Consider the following 16,598-nt stretch of genomic DNA (forward strand, 5'->3'; position numbering starts at 1 on the left):
TTGAAACAGCGCTGAACTTCATCCTGTAGTCCTGCTCCTTCCCGCTTTGTCGGAGAAGGACTACATGACCCGCGAGACCTGGCCCATCCATTGCGCGATCGCAGGCTTCGCCACGGCCGCGCTGATCTATGTGTCCCTGGTGATCGTCGGGCAGTGGCGCCATGCTGCCCTCGAGCCCGTCGCCTCGCCGGCCGTGGCTTTCGCCCGGGCGCCTGCGACGGCCGCCGCGGCCGTCGCCGAACCGGCCGCCGGCGCGCCCGTGGCGATGTCCGAACGCAGCTACTACGACGCCCTGCGCACCCGCGTGCGCTGGATGCCCACGCGCCTGGGCAACGCCCCGGACTACGACACGCGCCTGTTGCTGGCCAAGTCCGCCGCGCAGCGCGCCGGCCTCGCCGAAGTCGGGCTGGGGTACCGCGACGTGTACGGGCTCATCACCGCGGAGACCTCCTGGGTGCCCCGGCGCGGCGCGGGGCGTCGCGGCACGCCGAGTTATGGCGTGGCGCAGTTCGAGCCCGCCACCGCCCGCGCGCTCGGCGTGCGCGACCCCAACGACCTGGTGGAAGCCGTGCACGTCGCCGCGGTGCACATGAAGGAAGCCGCGATGTGGAGCTCGGAGCGCGTGGCGCGCCTTCGGCTGGGCGCCGACGAGCGCGCCGACAAGCTGCGCGAAGGCATCTCCGTCTACTACAACCTCTCGAGCAAGGGACGCGCGCAGTGGAACGGGCTCAACGCGAGCCGTCTGCCGGTCGAAACGCAGCGCCATATCTTCAACGCGAGGATGGGTGCGCAGGAGGCGGCCTGGCTCGATGCGCAGTCGCGGGCCGGGCGCTTCGGCGGGGACGATGGCACCGCGCGTGCGGTGTTGACGGCGAGCCGGTAGCGCATCCCCGCGCGGGCGGGATCACAAGCCGTCCAGTTTCCCTTTCCAGAATTCGCGCGGCGGGATCTCTCCCGCACCCGCCATCGCGTTCTCCCGCATGTGGTCCGCGCTCGAGGTTCCCGGGATCACGCAGGTCACCGCCGGATTCGAAAGCACGAACTTGAGCAGCACCTGGTTCCAGCTCCAGCACCCGATGGGCCCGGCCCACGGCGGGAGCGGCTTCGATCGCAGCCGCGCCAGTTCCTTGCCGGCGCCGAAGGGGAGGTTGACCAGCACCGCCATGCCACGTTCCGCGGCCAGCGGCAGCAGCCGCTGCTCCGCCTGCCGGTGCGCGATGGAATAGTTGAACTGCACGAAGTCGAGCGGCTCCGCGCGCATGACGGTTTCCAGTTCCGCGTACGCCGATTCGGTGTAGTGGGTCACGCCGAGATAGCCGATGCGCCCGAGCGCTTTCCATTCGCGCAGCGTCGACAGGTGCGTCTTCCAGTCCACGAGGTTGTGCACCTGCATGAGGTCGATGCGCCTGGCGCGCCAATGCGCGAACGACCGCTCCATCTGCGCGATTCCCGCCTCGCGGCCGCTCGTCCAGACCTTGGTCGCGATGAAGGCCTTGTCGCGGTCGCCGGCGCGCTCGAGCAGGCTGCCGGCCACCTGCTCGGCCGTGCCGTACATGGGCGAGCTGTCGATGACCGTCCCGCCCGCCTTGAAAAGCTCATCCAGGACGCGGCCCCGCTCGGGCCATTCCGCCGGCGAGCCCCCGACGTCGAAGCCCAGCCAGGTGCCGCAGCCGATGACGGGGAGCGCCGCGCCGGTCGAAGGGATGGGACGCATCTGCATGCCGGAACGATACTGCAGCCGCGCGCGGAACGCGCGGCGCGGATGAGGTGAACGGGTAGTTCTCCTACAGGACCGCTGTCAACTGGGCGCGACGCTGGGCGTTGGACAAGCGAGCTTCATGTCGGAGCTCGAGAGCCACCATTTCGGGAGACATCCATGCTCAAGAAAATCCTCCTCGCCACGCTGATCGGCGCCTCGTTCGCCAGCGTTCCCGTCGCCTCGTTCTCGCGCACGATCATCATTCGCGAAGCGCCGCCCGAGCCGCGCCAGGAAGCCATGCCGGCCCCGCGCCGCGGTTACGCCTGGGCGCCGGGCCACTGGGAGTGGCGCGGCAACCGCCATGTGTGGATCGAGGGCCACTGGCTGCGCGCGCGCCGCGGCCAGCACTGGGAGCCGGAGCGTTGGGTCCAGCGCGACGGCCGCTGGGAAATGCGCCCGGGCCGCTGGGTCCGCGGTGACCGCGACGGCGACGGCGTGCCGAACCGCTTCGACAGCCGCCCGAACAATCCGAACAGGAGCTGACCGGATCGGGGGCTGGGGGCGCGGGCGATAATCGCCCGATGCCCTTTCCCCTCGACACCAGCGCAGTCACCCACGGCATCCAGCTCGCGGTGGCGCCGGTGTTCCTCCTCACGGCCGTCTCCGGCATGATCGGCGCGGTCGCGGGGCGCCTGGCGCGCATCATCGATCGCGCCCGGCTCGTGGAAGACCGTGCACGCGTCTCCACCGACCAGGAATTCCTCGCGCGTTCCTACGCGGAGCTCGCGGAATTGCGCCAGCGCGGCCGGCTGGCCAACGGCTGCATCGCGCTGCTCACCACCTGCGCCTTCCTCATCGGCCTCACGATCGTCCTGCTCTTCCTCGGCGAGACCACGGCATTCCAGATCAACAAGCTGGCCGTCGCGAGCTTCCTGCTGGGCGTGGTGTGCTTCCTCTGCGCGCTGCTCTGCTTCCTCGCGGAGACCGTGGTCGCCACGAGGCTGCTCAACTTCCACATGCTGCGCCAGTAGCGCGAGCGCACGCTCAGCCGGCGCTCGGGGCCGTGCCGCCCGCCGCGAGGTTCATCCGGAAGAATGCGACGGTGCGATCCCAGGCCAGCTTCGCCGCCGGTGCGTCGAAGCGCGGCGTCGTGTCGTTGTTGAAGCCGTGCTGCGTCCCGGGATAGCGATACGCCGTATGGCGCACGCCGGCGGCCTTGAGCGCGGCTTCGTATGCGGGCCATGCGGCGTTGATGCGCTCGTCCACTTCCGCCTGGTGGATGAGCAGCGGCGCCTTTACCTTGACGGCTTCATCCGGTGCCGGCGTGTTGCCGTAGAAGGGTACGGCCGCGTCGAGGTCAGGCAGGTGGGTGGACAGCATGTGCACCACGCCGCCCCCATAGCAAAAGCCCACCGCGCCCAGCTTGCCGTTGCCATCGGCGCGCGCGCGCAGCCATGCCGCGGCCGCAAGGAAGTCCTGCTGCGCCCTGGCCTGGTCCAGCTTCGCGAGCGCCTCGCGTGCCTTGTCCTCGTCGCCGGGATAGCCGCCCAGGGGCGTGAGCGCATCCGGCGCGAAGGCCATGAAGCCGTCGAGCGCCAGGCGGCGCGCGATGTCTTCGATGTGCGGGTTCAGCCCGCGGTTCTCGTGGATGACGAGGATGGGCGCGAGCCTGGCGGCGCCGGCGCTCGCGGGGCGCGCGAGGTAGCCCTTCATCGTGCCGTTGCCTTGGGGGGAGGGGTAGCTCACCCATTCGGTCTTCAGGCGCGGATCGTCCTTCTTCACCTGCTGGCCCGCCGCGAAGTCCGGACTGAGCGCGGCCAGAAGTCCCGCCGCCGTGACGCCGGCCTTGGCGAACTTCTGCGCCCTGGTGAGGAAGCCCCGCCGGTCGAGGTTGCCGTGGACATAGGCGTCGAAGAGGATGAGGAGTTCCTGGTCGAAGTCGCTGGCGGTGAGACGCGGTGGCATGCTTACTCCTTGATGTGGAGCGCGCAGCATAGCCGCCCGGCGCGAAACCTGCAGGTCAGGCGATGGCGCTGCGCACCTGCGCCGCGATCTCGTACGAGCGCAGGCGGTGCGCGTGCTCGTACATGTTCGACGTGATCATCAATTCGTCGGCGCCCGTGCGCGAGACGAAGGCCTGGATCTGCGCGCGCACCGTGTCCGGCGCGCCGATGGCCGCGACCGACAGCACGCTTTCGAGCAGCGCGCGCTCGGCCGGCCCGAGGTTCTCGCGGTAACCCGGCACGACGGGTGGCAGGCGACCGGGCCGGCCGCTGCGCAGGTTGACAAAGGACTGCTGCATCGACGTCGCACGCAGCTGCGCTTCCTCCTCCGTGTCGGCGGCGAAGACGTTGAAGCCGAGCATGACGTAGGACTTCTCGAGCTGCGCCGAGGGCTTGAAGGTTTCGCGGTAGATCTCGATCGCCTGCATCATCTGCTGCGGCGCGAAGTGCGACGCGAACGCGAAGGGCAGGCCCAGCATCGCGGCGAGCTGCGCGCCGAACAGGCTGGAGCCGAGGATCCACACCGGCACTTTCGCACCCGTGCCCGGCACCGCCCGGATGCGCTGGCGCGGCTCGTCGGACATGAAGTCCATCAGTTCCACGACGTCGCGCGGAAACTCGTCGGCGTCGCTCGTGAGGTTGCGGCGCAGGGCGCGCGCGGTCGCCTGGTCGGAACCCGGCGCCCGGCCGAGGCCCAGGTCGATGCGGCCGGGATAGAGCGCCTCCAGCGTGCCGAACTGCTCCGCGATCACGAGGGGCGAGTGGTTCGGCAGCATGATGCCGCCGGCGCCGACGCGGATGGTCTTCGTGCCGCCCGCGATGTGGCCGATCAGCACGGAGGTCGCGGCGCTGGCGATGCCGGGCATGCCGTGGTGCTCGGCGAGCCAGTAGCGGTTGAAGCCCCAGCGTTCGGCGTGCTGCGCGAGGTCGAGCGAGTTGGCGAACGACTGGCCGGCGTGGCTGCCTTCGGCGATGGGGGAGAGGTCGAGGACGGAAAACGGGATCATGGCCCCAGTATTGCGGTTCTGCGGTGGGCGTGCCGGGCGCGGGGCATTCAGCCCGCGTGCGCCTTCACCCAGCGCACGATGTCCGCCGCGCCCATGGCGCCGGGCTGGCGCGCCACCTCGCGGCCGTTCACGAAGAGGGCGAGCGTGGGGATGCTGCGGATCTGGAACTTCGCGCCCAGGTTCTGTGCCTCATCCGTGTTCACCTTCGCGAGCCGCACGGCGGGCTCCAGCTGCGCCGCCGCCTGCTCGAAAGCGGGCGCCATCTGCCGGCACGGGCCGCACCAGGGCGCCCAGAAATCCACCAGCACCGGGATCTGGCTGCGCCCGATGTGCCGGTCGAACGCGGCTTCGTCGAGGGCGGTGGAATGGCCCGTGAACAGCGGCCGGTGGCAACTGCCGCAGTCGGGGGACTTCGACAGGTCGTCGCCGCGGACGCGGTTGGTGGTGTGGCAATGGGGACAGACGATGTGCAGGGGATCGGCGCTCATCCCCTGAAAATAGGGGCGGCCCGCAGGAAACGCAAGCGCTAGAGGAAAAGCGTCTGCAGCACCACCGGCTTGGGCCCGCCCTTGCCGTCGTCCAGCGCCTTCGCGGCGACTTGCGCGATGTGCGCCGCATGCTTGGAGAAGGCGTCGAGCAGTTCGTCGTCGGTCTCGATGAGCTTGTCCTCGATGTCCTCGAGGCCGTCGCGGTACAGCACGAATTTCTGGGCGACACCGTCGCGGATGCCGAGGAATTCGACGCCGTCCAGGCCTGCCACAGGATTCGAGATGCTCAACCGCGCCATGGTCCACTCCTGCTCATGCATCGAGTATGGAGAGGGACGGGCCCAAGTCAATGGGCGTTGTTCCGGTGGCGGGCGCTCAGGGCCTGGGCTTGGCCGGCGGCGCGTGGGCCGCGGGGGGCGGCTCGGACAAGGCGGCGTCGCGGATGGCGAAGAGCTGCTCGAGGTCGGACTTCAATTCGTCCTCGTGTCCCTCGGGCGGCCGCGTGTCCAGCTCCGACGGTTGCGTGTCCGGCGACTGCGCCTCTTCGTCCCAGCCGCGGAACACGGGCATCTTCCCCATGCCGTCCTTGGCGGGGCCCTCGAATTGCCAGGCCACGCTGAAGAGCCAGTCGCGGGCCCTGGAGTCGTAGCGCTCCAGCTCGCGCCAGAAGCTGTCCTGGAAGGCGTGGATATAGCCGAGAAGTTGCTCCTCGCCGTTCAGGACGATGAACTGCACGTGCATGCCGGGACGCTGCTGGCGCGTCTGGCCCGAGAGAACCCGGCACTCGAGCCAGTCGCTGGGGATGCCGTGCTTGCGCATGATGTCGCGCAGCACCACGTGCACCATTTCCCGGCGTCCGGTATTGGACGAGTCGGTGTCCTCGGCCGTGCTCTCCGATTCATGGAATTGGGTCGCGGCTTCGGTATTGCCCGCGCCGAAAAACTTCTTCAACAGCCCCATCGTTTCGATCCCCCTCGTTGCCCGTTCAGGGCGATTATGGCGTGAGGAGGCTATTCGAGCCGGAACAGCATTCGCGTGCCGGCGAGTTCCAGCACATCGTGGCTGGACAACTGCACCGCCTTTTCGCCGAGCGGCTGGCCATTGAGGGTGGGGCGCGTGGCGCCTTCCATGTAGGCCACGTAGTAGCCGTCGCGCCGGTGGCTCACGGCGACCACCGCCACGCCCGGCTTGCCGAAGGTGGTGACGGCCTTGACGACGGGAACCTCCAGGCCTTCCGAGGACCCGTTGAGCACCTTGAACGCCGCCTGCATCGGCCCGCCCGGCCCGTCGATCCGCATGGCCGTCGTCTGCGAGAAGCCGCTCGGGCGCTCGGACTCCTGCAGGTACTGGATGCGGAAATTGCCGATGGCGATCACCTCGCCGTCGCGCAGCAGGCGCCGCTCCTTGACCATCTGGCCGTTGATGTACGTGCCGTTCGTGCTGCGCAGGTCTTCGAGGTACACGTCCGCCAGGCCGTGCATCTCGAAGACGCAGTGCCTGCCGCTCACGACCATGTTGTCGAACACGATGTCGTTGTCGGCATTGCGCCCGAGGGTCGTGCGGTCCTTCTGCAGGTAGACGTGCTTGATCTCGACGCCTTCGACCGATGCGATGAGTTGCGGCATGGGACTCGCTTTGCGGATGAGTTGCGCAGATGGTAGACCGACTCCCGCGGCGCGCGCAATGGGGTCATGGCCGGGTCCCGTCGTCGACGCGGCGGTAGGTGACTTCGAGCCGGCGCACCCGGTCGATGCCGGTGAATTCGTTGCGCGTGGGAAACTGGAGCTCGAAGGTCGCGAAGGGAATCGTCGGCGCGGACGGCGGGCGCCCGTCCATCATCGTGTAGTGCCGCTTGAGGTTGGTGCCGTCGTAGAGCCAGTCGCCCGCGTGTTCCGATTCGATCTCGTTGGCGCCGGGCTGGACGATGCGGGAGGACTCCCGGAAATGCCCCGCCGCATCGAGCGCCAGCACGCGGCGCACCCGCACGCCGCCGTCCTCGTACTCCCGCAGCCACGTGCCGACCAGCAGGTCGCGGATGTCGTCCTGCGCCGCCGAGTCGGCCGCGGGCTCGCACCCCGCCAGGCAGCATGCGGCCGCCCCGATGAGAAAGCGCCTGCGCGGGAAGCCTGGGATCGCCATGGGGTGTAAGGATAGGCCCGCGGCGCCGACCCACGCACAGGTCCACAATCTTTTCCTTTCCCGCCGAGGTCCCCATGGAACGCAGCAATTCCCCGATGTCCGCCTCCCTGAAGCTGATGGCGGTCGCCGCCGCCGCCGGCCTGATGTTTTTCGTTGCGACCGGTGCCGGCGGCGCGGCCGAGAAGGCCGTGAAGCTTCCGCCCGCGGCATACGACCCGGCCCCCGCCAACGCGGCGCAGGCGACCGCGGTGTTCGCCGGGGGCTGTTTCTGGGGCGTGCAGGGTGTGTTCCAGCACACGAAGGGCGTGACGATGGCCGTCTCGGGTTACGCGGGCGGGCAGAAGGAAACCGCGCGCTACGAGATGGTGGGCAGCGGCGCGACGGGCCATGCGGAATCGGTGCAGGTCACGTACGACCCGAAGCAGGTCTCCTACGCGAAGCTGCTTCAGATCTACTTTTCCGTCGCGCACGATCCCACCCAGCTCAACAGGCAGGGGCCGGACACAGGCACGCAATATCGCTCCGCGATCTTCTATACCGACGCGTCGCAGAAAGCCGTGGCCGAGCGCTACATCGCGCAGCTGGACGCGGCGAAGGCGTACCCCGCGAAGATCGTGACCCAGCTCGCGCCGCTCACCGCGTTCTTCCCCGCCGAGGCCTACCACCAGGATTACGCGACGCTGCATCCCGATTCGCCCTACATCGCGACCTTCGACCTGCCGAAGATCGCCAACCTCAAGGCCCTGATGCCCGAGGCCTACCGCGACAAGCCGGTGCTGGTGGCCGCGAAGAACTGACCGGGGGCCGCAGCGCCCTAGAACTTGGGGATGTGCAGCGTCTTGCTGATCATGAGGCTGCCCGACAGCACGTACATCAGCGACAGCACATGCAGCTGCCAGGGGCCGGCCTGCCAGACGCCGCCCCACAGCGCATCGCCCAGGCGGCCCTGCCAGGCAGCCAGCGCCAGCACGCCGGTGAGCACCACGCTCGTCGGGATCGGCGTGCCTTCGAAATACTTCACCTTGCCGCTGGCGCCGGAGAGCTGTTCGGCCGTGACGTTGAAGCGGGCGAGGCGGCTGACGCCGCAGCACACGAAGAAGATCAGCGCGGCGGCGTCCCACCCGCCCTGCAGGCCGGCCGCGAACCCGAGCGCGGCGGGCGCCACGCCGAAGGAAATCACGTCCGACAGGGAATCGAGCTCGCGGCCCAGGGCGGAGTGCTGGTGCCGCGCGCGCGCGATGCGGCCATCGAGCACGTCGAAGATGAAGGCGAGCGGCGCGAGCACCGCGGCGGCGTAGAAATGCGTCAGCGAGTGGCTGGCCATGTAGGCCATGGCCAGGAACACGGCGCCGACGCCACATGCCGCATTGCCGAGGGTGAAGAAGTCCGCGAGGTGGAACTCGCGCAGCATCGAGAAGTGGCGTGGGGCGGTGCTCTGCATGGATGGGTCCTTTGGTGACCCTTCCACGCTAGCCGATTTCGGGTGCCCCGTCAGTGGGACCCTTTCGCCTGCCGTGTCGGCGCTGTCCGACGCGGATCAGCTGCCGGCCTTGAGGTACATGAGGAATTCCTTGAACTGGGCGTCCGTCATCATGTCCGGCTTGCCGCCCATCTTCTTCGTGTTCATCTCCCAGGCCATGGTCATCATGTCCATGAACTCCTTCTTCGACACCATGCCGTCCTTGTTCTTGTCGATCATCTTCATCGACATGATCTCGGCGAAGGGGTAGTACTCGGCGTTGGTCGGGCCCGCCGCGAACGCGGTGCCGCAGGCGAGGAGGGAGGTGGCGATGGCGATGGCGCCGGTGAGTTGCTTGAGCTTCATGGGGAGGATCTCCTGTGGGTGGTTGAGGGAAACAGCAGGCGTACTTTGCCGGGGCGGCCGCGCGCGAAGTGTTCGCTTCGTCCCGATGTGTTGTGCGAAAGTCCGGCGGCAGCGTCACTTCGCCCAGGCGCCGGGGGAAACGCCCACGACTTCCTTGAACTTGCGCACGAAGGAGGCCGTCGTCTCGTAGCCGACACGGCCGGCGACCGTCTTCACCGGTACGCGGCTCGCGAGCAATTGCTGGGCGACGCCGATGCGGTAGTTGACGAGATAGTTGTGCGGGCTCGTGCCGACCAGGCGCTTGAAGTGCTCGACGAAGCGGCTGCGCGACATGCCGGCGACCCTCGCGAGCGTCGCGAGGTCGAGCGCGGCGTCGAAGGACGTGTGGATCGCGTTCATGGCCCCGGCAATGCGCTGGTCGCTCGCCGCCGCGATGATTCCCGAGCACCCCTGCGCCGGCCCGCCGGACTGGCCGGCCTGGCGCTGCGCCAGGTGCCGCAGCAGGTAGGCGAGCACGATGCCGCACAGGCGGTCGGCAAGCTGCCGGCCTTCGGGCGGCGCGGCCTGCGCCTCGGCGAAGAAGGCTTCCACCGCATAGCGGATCGGCGCGAGCTCCTCCATCGGCACGACCAGCGTTTCGGGGAAGGCCGGCCCGAGGGTCTGGAGGAACGGCTCGCTGAACCGGGTGATGGCGCACACGAGCTCCACGCCGGATTCGTCGACGGACTGGATGGCGTGCCTGCCCGCGCGCGGGAAAAAGACGAGCGAGGGCCGGTCGAGCTCGATGGGTGGGCCGCCCGCCGTCTCGATGCGCGCGTGGCCTTCCCGCACGAAGTGGAGGATCCCGCTGGCGTAGTCGTGCAGCAGGTTGGCGCTGGCGCATCGCCTGCCGACGAAGACGACGTGCGCGGCGGATGCGGCCCGCTCGAACAGGAGGTCGTGGGGTGTGGTCATGGCCCTTCTGTCGTGGCGCTTGCGTATTGCTTACAGCTATAGTCGTGAAGACTTTCACGGCGCTCGGAAGGACAAGGACGGCCGGCATGAACACCGAACTCACGCAACTCGCCCGTGACATCGGGCTCGATTCGGCCGACCGCCGGGAATGGCGGCTGGCATTCGGCCTGGCCTGCGTGGAGCGCGTCGCGCACCTGCTGGAAGACCCGCGGGCCGTGCAATGCCTGCAGGCGCTGCGCGCGCGCGTGGCGGGTGGCGTGGACGACGAGGCTTTCGCGCGCGCGGTCGACGAGGCCGCGCAGGTGGCCAATGGCCATCGCGGCTCGGCCTCGCTGGACGGCGCGGCGCACGCCGCCGTGTCGGCCACCTATGCGGTCGCGAAGGCGCTGGCGGGCAAGGCCCTGGAGGCCGCCGACTACGCGGCGTACGCCACGGTCTACGCGTACGGCGGCTATGCCGTGAAGGACCCGGACGCCTTCGCGCCGGAATTCGCCTGGCAGGCGCAGGCCCTGCGGGACCTGTCGCGGCACTGATGGCGCGCCGCCCGCACTATCACGTGTACGTCGTGGAGCTGTCCGACCGCGTGTGGAACCTCGCGCGTTTTCGCCGCGCGAACCCCGGCTACCAGCTGGGCAAACCCTTCGTCTATGTCGGCATGACGGGCCTGGACCCGGATGTGCGCTTCGACAAGCACAAGGCGGGCATCCAGTCCAACCGCTACGTGCTGGAGTACGGCCTGCGGCTGGTGCCGGCGCTGTACGAGCGCTACAACCCCATGCCCTACGAAGCCGCGCGGGAGATGGAGGTGGAGCTCGGCATCATGCTGCGCAAGGCCGGCTTCGGCGTCTGGCAGGCCTGAGGCGGCGCCGGCGGCTTTCGTGTCCAATACGCGGATGAGCAGGACCCCCGCCACGCGCGACGACATCGAATCGGCCTACGCATGGATGCGCCTGGCCGTGAGCCTTCTTCTCATGACCATCGGCGGCGCCGGCATGTACTCGGTGGCCGTGGTGCTGCCGCGCATCCAGCAGGATTTTTCGCTGGCGCGCGGCGACGCCTCGCTGCCCTACACCCTGACGATGATCGGCTTCGGGCTCGGCGGCGTGCTGATGGGAAAGCTCTCCGACCGCTTCGGCGTGTGGATGCCCGTCATGCTGGGCGCCGTCGGCATCGGGCTGGGCTTCGTCGGCGCGGGTCTCGCGCCGGGCGTGTGGATGTTCAGCCTCGCGCAGGGCCTGTTCATCGGGCTGCTCGGCACGGCCGCGACCTTCGCGCCGCTGGTGGCCGACACCTCGCAGTGGTTCGATCGCCGCCGCGGCGTCGCGCTCGCGATCTGCATGAGCGGCAACTACGTGGCCGGCGCGATCTGGCCGCCGGTCATCCAGCATTTCATCGACGCCGTGGGCTGGCGCCAGACCTACATGGGCATCGGCGTTTTCTGCGTCGCGACCATGCTGCCGCTCGCGCTGGTGCTGCGCCGCGCGCCGCCGCCCCAGGCGCCGGCGCCGCTGGCGGACGCGGGCGGCGGCCGTGCCCCGGACCGGCCGATGGGCATGAGTCCCAACGCGGTGCAGGCGCTCCTGTGCGTGGCGGGGGTGTCGTGCTGCGTCGCGATGTCGATGCCGCAGGTGCACATCGTCGCGTACTGCGGCGACCTGGGCTTCAGCCCGGCGCGCGGCGCGGAGATGCTGTCGGTGATGCTCGGGATGGGCGTGGTGAGCCGGCTGGTCTCGGGCTGGGTGTCCGACCGCATCGGCGGCCTGCGCACGCTGCTGCTCGGCTCTATCCTGCAAGGCATCGCGCTGCTGATGTTCCTGCCTTTCAAGGGGCTGGTGTCGCTGTACCTCGTGTCCGGAATGTTCGGCCTGTTCCAGGGCGGCATCGTGCCCGCCTACGCGCTCATCGTGCGGGAGCACTTCTCGCCGAAGGAGGCGGGCGCGCGCGTCGGCACGGTGCTGATGGCGACGCTCTTCGGCATGGCGCTGGGCGGCTGGATGTCGGGCGCGGTGTTCGACCTCACCGGTTCCTACCGCGCCGCGTTCCTGAACGGCATCGCCTGGAACCTGCTGAACGTGAGCATCGTGATTTTCTTGCTTTATCGCGTCCGGCTCGCACGGGCTCAGGGTTCCAGCTCTTCCGTGGCGCGCATGGCTTGAACCAGAATGGCCGGCATGAAGGATTTCGATACCGGCATCGACAGGCGCAGCCTGCTGCAATGGGCGGGCACCGCCGCCTCCACCCTGTGGCTGCCGCGCGCGGCGTGGTCGCAGGCGGCTTTCGCGGGGGACCCGTTCGCGCTGGGCATCGCGAGCGGCTCGCCGCTGCATGACTCCGTCGTGCTCTGGACACGGTTGGCCAACGTCCCGCCCGGCGCGGACGCCCTCACGGTGCAGTGGGAGATGGCGCACGACGAAGGCTTCACGCGCATCGTCCAGCGCGGCCAGGCGCAGGCGCTGGCGGCGCTCGGGCATTCGGTGCACGTGGAAGCCGGCGGCCTGGAGCCGGACCGCTGGTATTTCTACCGGTTCATGGCGGGCGGCGCGACCAGCCCCGTCGGCCGCACGCGCACCTTTCCCGCGCCGGACGCCGCCGTGCAATCGCTGCGCCTCGCCTATGCCTCCTGCCAGCGGTGGGAGCACGGGTACTTCAGCGCCTACCGGCACATGCGCGAGGAGAACCTCGACGCGGTGGTGTTCCTCGGCGACTACATCTACGAGTACCCCACAGCCTCGAAGCCCGCGCGCACGCCGCCGGGCACCTGGGTGACGACGCTTGCCGACTACCGCGACCGCTACGCGCTGCACAAGAGCGAAGCGGACCTGCGGGCCATGCACGCCGCCTGCCCGTGGATCGTCACCTGGGACGACCACGAGGTGCAGAACGATTACGCCGGCCTCACACCCGGCGACAGCGGGCCGCAGGTGGCGGACTTCGCGGCGCGGCGCGCGGCGGCCTACCAGGCCTTCTACGAGAACATGCCCGTGCGCGCGAGCGCCTTGACGCGCGCGCTTGCGGGCCTGCAAGCCGGCGCGGAGATGCGGCTGTATTCGCGGCAGCGGCTGGGCCGCCTGGGAAGCCTCATCGTGCTGGACGACCGCCAGTACCGCGACGCGCAGGTGTGCAGCCGCGGGGGCAAACCCGGATCGAGCACGCTCGACCCCGCCACGTGCGCGGCATGGAACGACCCCGCGCGTACGCTGCTGGGCGCCGCGCAGGAGTCCTGGCTCGATGGCACGTTGGCGGCGGCGGGCGAGGGCTGGACCATCGTCGCGCAGCAATCCCTGTTCGGCCGCCGCGACTTCACCGCGGGGCCCGGGCAGTCCCTGTGGAACGACGGCTGGGACGGCTACGCCGCCGCTCGCACGCGCTTCACGCAATCGCTGCAGAAACACCGCGTTGCCAACCCGGTGCTGCTCGGCGGCGACGTCCACGAGAACTGGGTCGGGCACGTGATGGCGGACTACGACCGCCCGGACAGCGCGACGCTCGGCGTGGAGCTCTGCGGCACCAGCATCACCTCGCGCTCCGGCGGCAATGCGAAGACGGCGGAGCGCATCGCGGAGAACCCGCACTTCGTCTTTGCCGACGCCGAGCGCAAGGGCTATGGCGTCGCGGAGTTCACGCCATCGAAGCTCACCGCCACGCTGCGCGTCGTCGACGACGTGACGCGGCCGGACACGAAGATCGAGACGCTCGCGCGCTTCGCGGTGGCTGCGGGCAGCCGGCGCCTGGAGCGGGCCTGATGCGCGCCTGGTGCCTGGCGTTCGCATGCTGGCTGGTGCTGGCCTGCGCGCACGCACAGGCACCGGGGCCGTCCTCCTCCGCCGTCATTCCCATCGGCGCCGATCCCAGCTATCCGCTCACGCGCAGCTTCCAGTACCTGGAGGACCCGACGGGCCGGCTCACGCTGGACGACATCCTCGCGCCCGCGCGCCAGGCGCAGTTCAGGCCCCTGGCGCGCACCGGGCCCGGCGCGAATTTCGGCCTGACCGACTCGGCGATCTGGCTGCGGGCGACGCTCGCGACGACGACGCTCACCCCCAACGACTGGCTGCTGGAGATCGCCTACCCGCCGCTGGACCAGCTGGAGCTCTACGCGCCCGACGATGCATTCGGCTACGACAGGCAGGTCGGCGGCGATACGCGGCCCTTCGCGGAACGCGCGATCGCGCACCGCAACCATGTGCTGCCGCTTCGCCTGCCGCGCACGGGCGAGGCGACGATCTACCTGCGCGTGCAGTCCGAAGGCACGGTATCCGTCCCCGCGACGCTGTGGCGGCCCGCCGCGCTCTGGCAGCGCGACCTCGCCGCCTATGCCACGCTGAGCCTGTACTTCGGCCTGCTGATCGGGCTGCTGCTCTACAACCTGCTGCTGTGGGTGTCGGTGCGCGACAGCGGCTACCTGATCTACGTCGGCTTCGTCGCCTTCATGGGCCTGGGGCAGGCGGCGTTGACGGGGTTGGGCGCGCAGTTCCTCTGGACGCCGTGGACCTGGTGGAACACGGTGTCGCCTCCCGTGGGCCTCGCGGGCGCGGCGCTTTTCGGGCTGCAGTTCGCGCGCAACTTCCTCTCGAGCGCCGTGCGCATGCCGCGCATCGACCGCTTCCTGCTGGTGCAGATGGCCGGCTGGGCGGCGGCCATCGCGGCCGCCCTCACGCTGCCGTACTCGGTGTCGTCGTACATGGTGACGGGGCTGGCCGTCGTGAGCGTGGCGTCCATGGTGGCCATCGGCGTCATTAGCATCCGCCGCGACTATGCGGGTGCGCGCAATTTCTTCGGCGCGTGGACGTTGCTGCTGATCGGCGTCGTCACGCTGGCGCTGCACAACGTGGGCGTGCTGCCTTCCAACATCTTCACCGCCAATGCGCTGCTGATCGGCTCGGCGCTTGAGATGGTGATGCTGTCCTTCGCGCTGGCCGACCGCATCAATGTCGCGCGCCGCTTCAAGGAGCAGGCGCAGGCGCGCATCGCCGCGGAGCATGCGATGGTGGAGGCGCTCGCGCAGTCGCAGTCGCGCCTGAAGGCGGTGCTGGAGGAGCGCGAGAACATTCTCGAGAACTCGATCGTCGGCATCGTCTTCCTGACGGCGAAGGGGCGCATGCGCTGGGCCAATCGCGCGATGCTGGACATCTTCGGCGCGCGCGCGAACCAGGTGCATTCGATGGAGCGCTTCTACCTGAGCCGCGAGGAGTACCTCGAGGTCGGCGCGGAAGTGGCGGCCCATGCGGCGCGCGGCGAAACCTACCAGCGCGAGCTCGAGGTGCAGAAGTTCGACGGCACGCGCGGATGGATCTTCCTGTCGGGCAAGGCCGTGAGCCGCGAGGACCTCTCGCAGGGGACGGTCTGGGTGATCATGGACATCACGCAGCGCAAGGCGCTCGAAGAGCAACTGAAGAAGAACAATTCCGAGCGCGAGGCGATCCTCAACAGCGCGCTCGTGGGCATCGTGCTGTCGGTCGCGCGGCGCCACGAATGGGTGAACGAGAAATTCGCCAGCATGCTGGGCTATCCGCGGCAGGTGCTGATCGGGCAGCCTTCGAGCTACATCCATCCCGACGAGGAGTCGTGGGAGCGTTTCGGCCGCGAGGCGCGCGCGGCGCTGATCGAAACCGGCTCCTACATCTGCGAGCGGCAACTGAAGCGCCGCAGCGGCGAGCTCTTCTGGGTCGAGATGGGCGGCAGCTGCATCCGGCCGAACGATCCGGATTCGGGCGTGATCTGGACCTTCCTGGACATCACCGGCCGCAAGAAGTCCGAGGCCGAGATGATCGAGGCGCTCGAGCAGCAAAAGGCGCTCAACGAACTGCGCAACCGCTTCGTCGCGATGACCAGCCACGAGTTCCGCACGCCGCTCGCCGCGATCATGTCCGCCGAGGAGCTGCTGCGCCACTACGGCGACCGGCTGCCGCAGGCCGAGCGGCTCGAAGTGCTGGACAGCATCGCCTCGGGCGTGCAGCGCATGTCGCGCATGATGGATCGCGTGCTGCTGCTCGGCAAGGCCGATGCGGGGATGCTGGAATTCGCCCCGGAACGCATCGACATCGTGCCCCTGTGCAGGAAGTTCGTGGACGAGGCGCGCGCCCAGCAGCCCGACAGCACCAGTGTCGTCGTGACGGATTTCGAGGGGAACCCGGGGCCGGGCGACTACGACGAGAAGCTGCTGCGGCACATCTTCAGCAACCTGCTGTCGAACGCGCTGAAGTACTCACCCGCGGGCGGGGAGGTGGGTTTCAAGGTGCGGAGGACGCAAGGCGCGACGGAATTCGAGGTCGCCGACCAGGGCATCGGCATCCCGGCGGAGGAGGTGTCCCACCTGTTCGGCTCCTTCCACCGAGCGAGCAATGTGGGGAGCATCCCGGGGACGGGGCTGGGCCTGGCGATCGTGAAGAACGCCGTGGAGATGCACGGCGGTGAAATCCGGGTGCGCAGCGAACTGGGGCGCGGGACGACGTTTACGGTGAAGTTGCCGGGATGATGCCGATG

At 69.1% G+C, this 16,598-nt stretch carries 20 protein-coding genes; 9 read left to right on the top strand and 11 right to left on the bottom strand.

The features are described 5' to 3' along the window. Positions 1-64: 64 nt before the first annotated feature. Complete coding sequence (locus tag I5803_RS01435) at positions 65-883, top strand: transglycosylase SLT domain-containing protein (protein WP_196984644.1); 819 nt, start codon at positions 65-67, stop codon at positions 881-883. Between the two features lie 21 nt (positions 884-904). On the opposite strand, the gene I5803_RS01440 is transcribed toward I5803_RS01435, so the two are convergent. Continuing rightward, positions 905-1,720, bottom strand: a complete 816-nt coding sequence (locus tag I5803_RS01440; protein WP_196984645.1) for an aldo/keto reductase — start codon at positions 1,718-1,720, stop codon at positions 905-907. A 156-nt stretch (positions 1,721-1,876) separates the two neighbouring features. Here I5803_RS01440 and I5803_RS01445 point away from each other — a divergent pair, with 156 nt between their 5' ends. Then, positions 1,877-2,242: a YXWGXW repeat-containing protein gene (locus I5803_RS01445; RefSeq protein ID WP_196984646.1), complete on the top strand. Its 366-nt coding sequence runs from the start codon at positions 1,877-1,879 to the stop codon at positions 2,240-2,242. A gap of 38 nt (positions 2,243-2,280) precedes the next feature. After that, positions 2,281-2,730: a DUF2721 domain-containing protein gene (locus tag I5803_RS01450; RefSeq protein ID WP_196984647.1), complete on the top strand. Its 450-nt coding sequence runs from the start codon at positions 2,281-2,283 to the stop codon at positions 2,728-2,730. Between the two features lie 13 nt (positions 2,731-2,743). Here I5803_RS01450 and I5803_RS01455 read toward each other — a convergent pair whose 3' ends face one another. From I5803_RS01455 to I5803_RS01485, 7 genes are all read right to left on the bottom strand, one after another. After that, positions 2,744-3,664, bottom strand: a complete 921-nt coding sequence (locus tag I5803_RS01455) for a dienelactone hydrolase family protein (RefSeq protein WP_196984648.1) — start codon at positions 3,662-3,664, stop codon at positions 2,744-2,746. A 55-nt stretch (positions 3,665-3,719) separates the two neighbouring features. Beyond that, a complete protein-coding gene (locus I5803_RS01460) occupies positions 3,720-4,709 on the bottom strand; it encodes an LLM class flavin-dependent oxidoreductase (RefSeq protein WP_196984649.1) in 990 nt (329 codons plus the stop codon). A gap of 47 nt (positions 4,710-4,756) precedes the next feature. After that, on the bottom strand, positions 4,757-5,197 hold the full coding sequence (trxC, locus tag I5803_RS01465) for a thioredoxin TrxC (RefSeq protein ID WP_196984650.1): 441 nt from the start codon (positions 5,195-5,197) through the stop codon (positions 4,757-4,759). Positions 5,198-5,235: 38 nt separating this feature from the next. Further along, positions 5,236-5,496, bottom strand: coding sequence for a DUF1488 family protein (locus I5803_RS01470; protein ID WP_196984651.1), 261 nt, complete (start codon positions 5,494-5,496; stop codon positions 5,236-5,238). A 76-nt stretch (positions 5,497-5,572) separates the two neighbouring features. Then, a complete protein-coding gene (locus I5803_RS01475; protein ID WP_196984652.1) occupies positions 5,573-6,148 on the bottom strand; it encodes a hypothetical protein in 576 nt (191 codons plus the stop codon). Between the two features lie 59 nt (positions 6,149-6,207). After that, on the bottom strand, positions 6,208-6,822 hold the full coding sequence (locus tag I5803_RS01480; RefSeq protein ID WP_196984653.1) for an FHA domain-containing protein: 615 nt from the start codon (positions 6,820-6,822) through the stop codon (positions 6,208-6,210). A 64-nt stretch (positions 6,823-6,886) separates the two neighbouring features. Next, positions 6,887-7,336 carry a hypothetical protein gene (locus I5803_RS01485; RefSeq protein WP_196984654.1) on the bottom strand — a complete coding sequence of 150 codons (450 nt, stop codon included), beginning with the start codon at positions 7,334-7,336 and terminating at the stop codon, positions 6,887-6,889. 95 nt (positions 7,337-7,431) lie between these two features. On the opposite strand from I5803_RS01485, the gene msrA reads away from it, so the two are divergent. Next, positions 7,432-8,133, top strand: coding sequence for a peptide-methionine (S)-S-oxide reductase MsrA (msrA, locus tag I5803_RS01490; protein ID WP_196984655.1), 702 nt, complete (start codon positions 7,432-7,434; stop codon positions 8,131-8,133). A gap of 17 nt (positions 8,134-8,150) precedes the next feature. Here msrA and pssA read toward each other — a convergent pair whose 3' ends face one another. The 3 genes from pssA to I5803_RS01505 all read right to left on the bottom strand — a co-directional run bounded on the left by pssA (position 8,151) and on the right by I5803_RS01505 (position 10,115). Continuing rightward, entirely contained in the window at positions 8,151-8,777 is a 627-nt protein-coding gene (gene pssA / locus I5803_RS01495; protein ID WP_196984656.1) for a CDP-diacylglycerol--serine O-phosphatidyltransferase, read from the bottom strand. Between the two features lie 96 nt (positions 8,778-8,873). Then, positions 8,874-9,161, bottom strand: coding sequence for an EF-hand domain-containing protein (locus tag I5803_RS01500; protein ID WP_196984657.1), 288 nt, complete (start codon positions 9,159-9,161; stop codon positions 8,874-8,876). 114 nt (positions 9,162-9,275) lie between these two features. Further along, on the bottom strand, positions 9,276-10,115 hold the full coding sequence (locus I5803_RS01505; RefSeq protein ID WP_196984658.1) for a helix-turn-helix domain-containing protein: 840 nt from the start codon (positions 10,113-10,115) through the stop codon (positions 9,276-9,278). 86 nt (positions 10,116-10,201) lie between these two features. On the opposite strand from I5803_RS01505, the gene I5803_RS01510 reads away from it, so the two are divergent. The 5 genes from I5803_RS01510 to I5803_RS01530 are packed head-to-tail and all read left to right on the top strand — an operon-like array spanning position 10,202 to position 16,590. Continuing rightward, positions 10,202-10,648 carry a hypothetical protein gene (locus I5803_RS01510; protein ID WP_196984659.1) on the top strand — a complete coding sequence of 149 codons (447 nt, stop codon included), beginning with the start codon at positions 10,202-10,204 and terminating at the stop codon, positions 10,646-10,648. After that, a complete protein-coding gene (locus tag I5803_RS01515; RefSeq protein ID WP_196984660.1) occupies positions 10,648-10,974 on the top strand; it encodes a hypothetical protein in 327 nt (108 codons plus the stop codon). Before I5803_RS01510 ends, I5803_RS01515 begins: the two co-directional genes overlap by 1 nt. A gap of 34 nt (positions 10,975-11,008) precedes the next feature. Further along, positions 11,009-12,271 carry an MFS transporter gene (locus tag I5803_RS01520; RefSeq protein WP_196984661.1) on the top strand — a complete coding sequence of 421 codons (1,263 nt, stop codon included), beginning with the start codon at positions 11,009-11,011 and terminating at the stop codon, positions 12,269-12,271. Positions 12,272-12,286: 15 nt separating this feature from the next. Then, positions 12,287-13,858 (top strand): alkaline phosphatase D family protein, encoded by a 1,572-nt coding sequence (locus tag I5803_RS01525; RefSeq protein ID WP_196984662.1) that lies wholly within the window; start codon positions 12,287-12,289, stop codon positions 13,856-13,858. Further along, positions 13,858-16,590, top strand: a complete 2,733-nt coding sequence (locus I5803_RS01530) for a sensor histidine kinase (RefSeq protein WP_196984663.1) — start codon at positions 13,858-13,860, stop codon at positions 16,588-16,590. Before I5803_RS01525 ends, I5803_RS01530 begins: the two co-directional genes overlap by 1 nt. The last annotated feature ends 8 nt before the right edge of the window (positions 16,591-16,598 follow it).

It is taken from the genome of Caenimonas aquaedulcis (assembly GCF_015831345.1).
GTDB classification, from domain to species: domain Bacteria; phylum Pseudomonadota; class Gammaproteobacteria; order Burkholderiales; family Burkholderiaceae_C; genus Ramlibacter; species Ramlibacter aquaedulcis.

Bases quoted from the DNA above. Each gene is read 5' to 3' on its own strand.
- I5803_RS01455 (WP_196984648.1), bottom strand. From the start codon at position 3,664: ATGCCACCGCGTCTCACCGCCAGCGACTTCGACCAGGAACTCCTCATC.
- I5803_RS01530 (WP_196984663.1), top strand. From the start codon at position 13,858: ATGCGCGCCTGGTGCCTGGCGTTCGCATGCTGGCTGGTGCTGGCCTGC.
- I5803_RS01525 (WP_196984662.1), top strand. From the start codon at position 12,287: ATGAAGGATTTCGATACCGGCATCGACAGGCGCAGCCTGCTGCAATGG.
- I5803_RS01515 (WP_196984660.1), top strand. From the start codon at position 10,648: ATGGCGCGCCGCCCGCACTATCACGTGTACGTCGTGGAGCTGTCCGAC.
- I5803_RS01505 (WP_196984658.1), bottom strand. From the start codon at position 10,115: ATGACCACACCCCACGACCTCCTGTTCGAGCGGGCCGCATCCGCCGCG.
- msrA (WP_196984655.1), top strand. From the start codon at position 7,432: ATGTCCGCCTCCCTGAAGCTGATGGCGGTCGCCGCCGCCGCCGGCCTG.
- I5803_RS01440 (WP_196984645.1), bottom strand. From the start codon at position 1,720: ATGCAGATGCGTCCCATCCCTTCGACCGGCGCGGCGCTCCCCGTCATC.
- trxC (WP_196984650.1), bottom strand. From the start codon at position 5,197: ATGAGCGCCGATCCCCTGCACATCGTCTGTCCCCATTGCCACACCACC.
- I5803_RS01445 (WP_196984646.1), top strand. From the start codon at position 1,877: ATGCTCAAGAAAATCCTCCTCGCCACGCTGATCGGCGCCTCGTTCGCC.
- pssA (WP_196984656.1), bottom strand. From the start codon at position 8,777: ATGCAGAGCACCGCCCCACGCCACTTCTCGATGCTGCGCGAGTTCCAC.
- I5803_RS01520 (WP_196984661.1), top strand. From the start codon at position 11,009: ATGAGCAGGACCCCCGCCACGCGCGACGACATCGAATCGGCCTACGCA.
- I5803_RS01435 (WP_196984644.1), top strand. From the start codon at position 65: ATGACCCGCGAGACCTGGCCCATCCATTGCGCGATCGCAGGCTTCGCC.
- I5803_RS01480 (WP_196984653.1), bottom strand. From the start codon at position 6,822: ATGCCGCAACTCATCGCATCGGTCGAAGGCGTCGAGATCAAGCACGTC.
- I5803_RS01510 (WP_196984659.1), top strand. From the start codon at position 10,202: ATGAACACCGAACTCACGCAACTCGCCCGTGACATCGGGCTCGATTCG.
- I5803_RS01460 (WP_196984649.1), bottom strand. From the start codon at position 4,709: ATGATCCCGTTTTCCGTCCTCGACCTCTCCCCCATCGCCGAAGGCAGC.
- I5803_RS01485 (WP_196984654.1), bottom strand. From the start codon at position 7,336: ATGGCGATCCCAGGCTTCCCGCGCAGGCGCTTTCTCATCGGGGCGGCC.
- I5803_RS01450 (WP_196984647.1), top strand. From the start codon at position 2,281: ATGCCCTTTCCCCTCGACACCAGCGCAGTCACCCACGGCATCCAGCTC.
- I5803_RS01470 (WP_196984651.1), bottom strand. From the start codon at position 5,496: ATGGCGCGGTTGAGCATCTCGAATCCTGTGGCAGGCCTGGACGGCGTC.
- I5803_RS01500 (WP_196984657.1), bottom strand. From the start codon at position 9,161: ATGAAGCTCAAGCAACTCACCGGCGCCATCGCCATCGCCACCTCCCTC.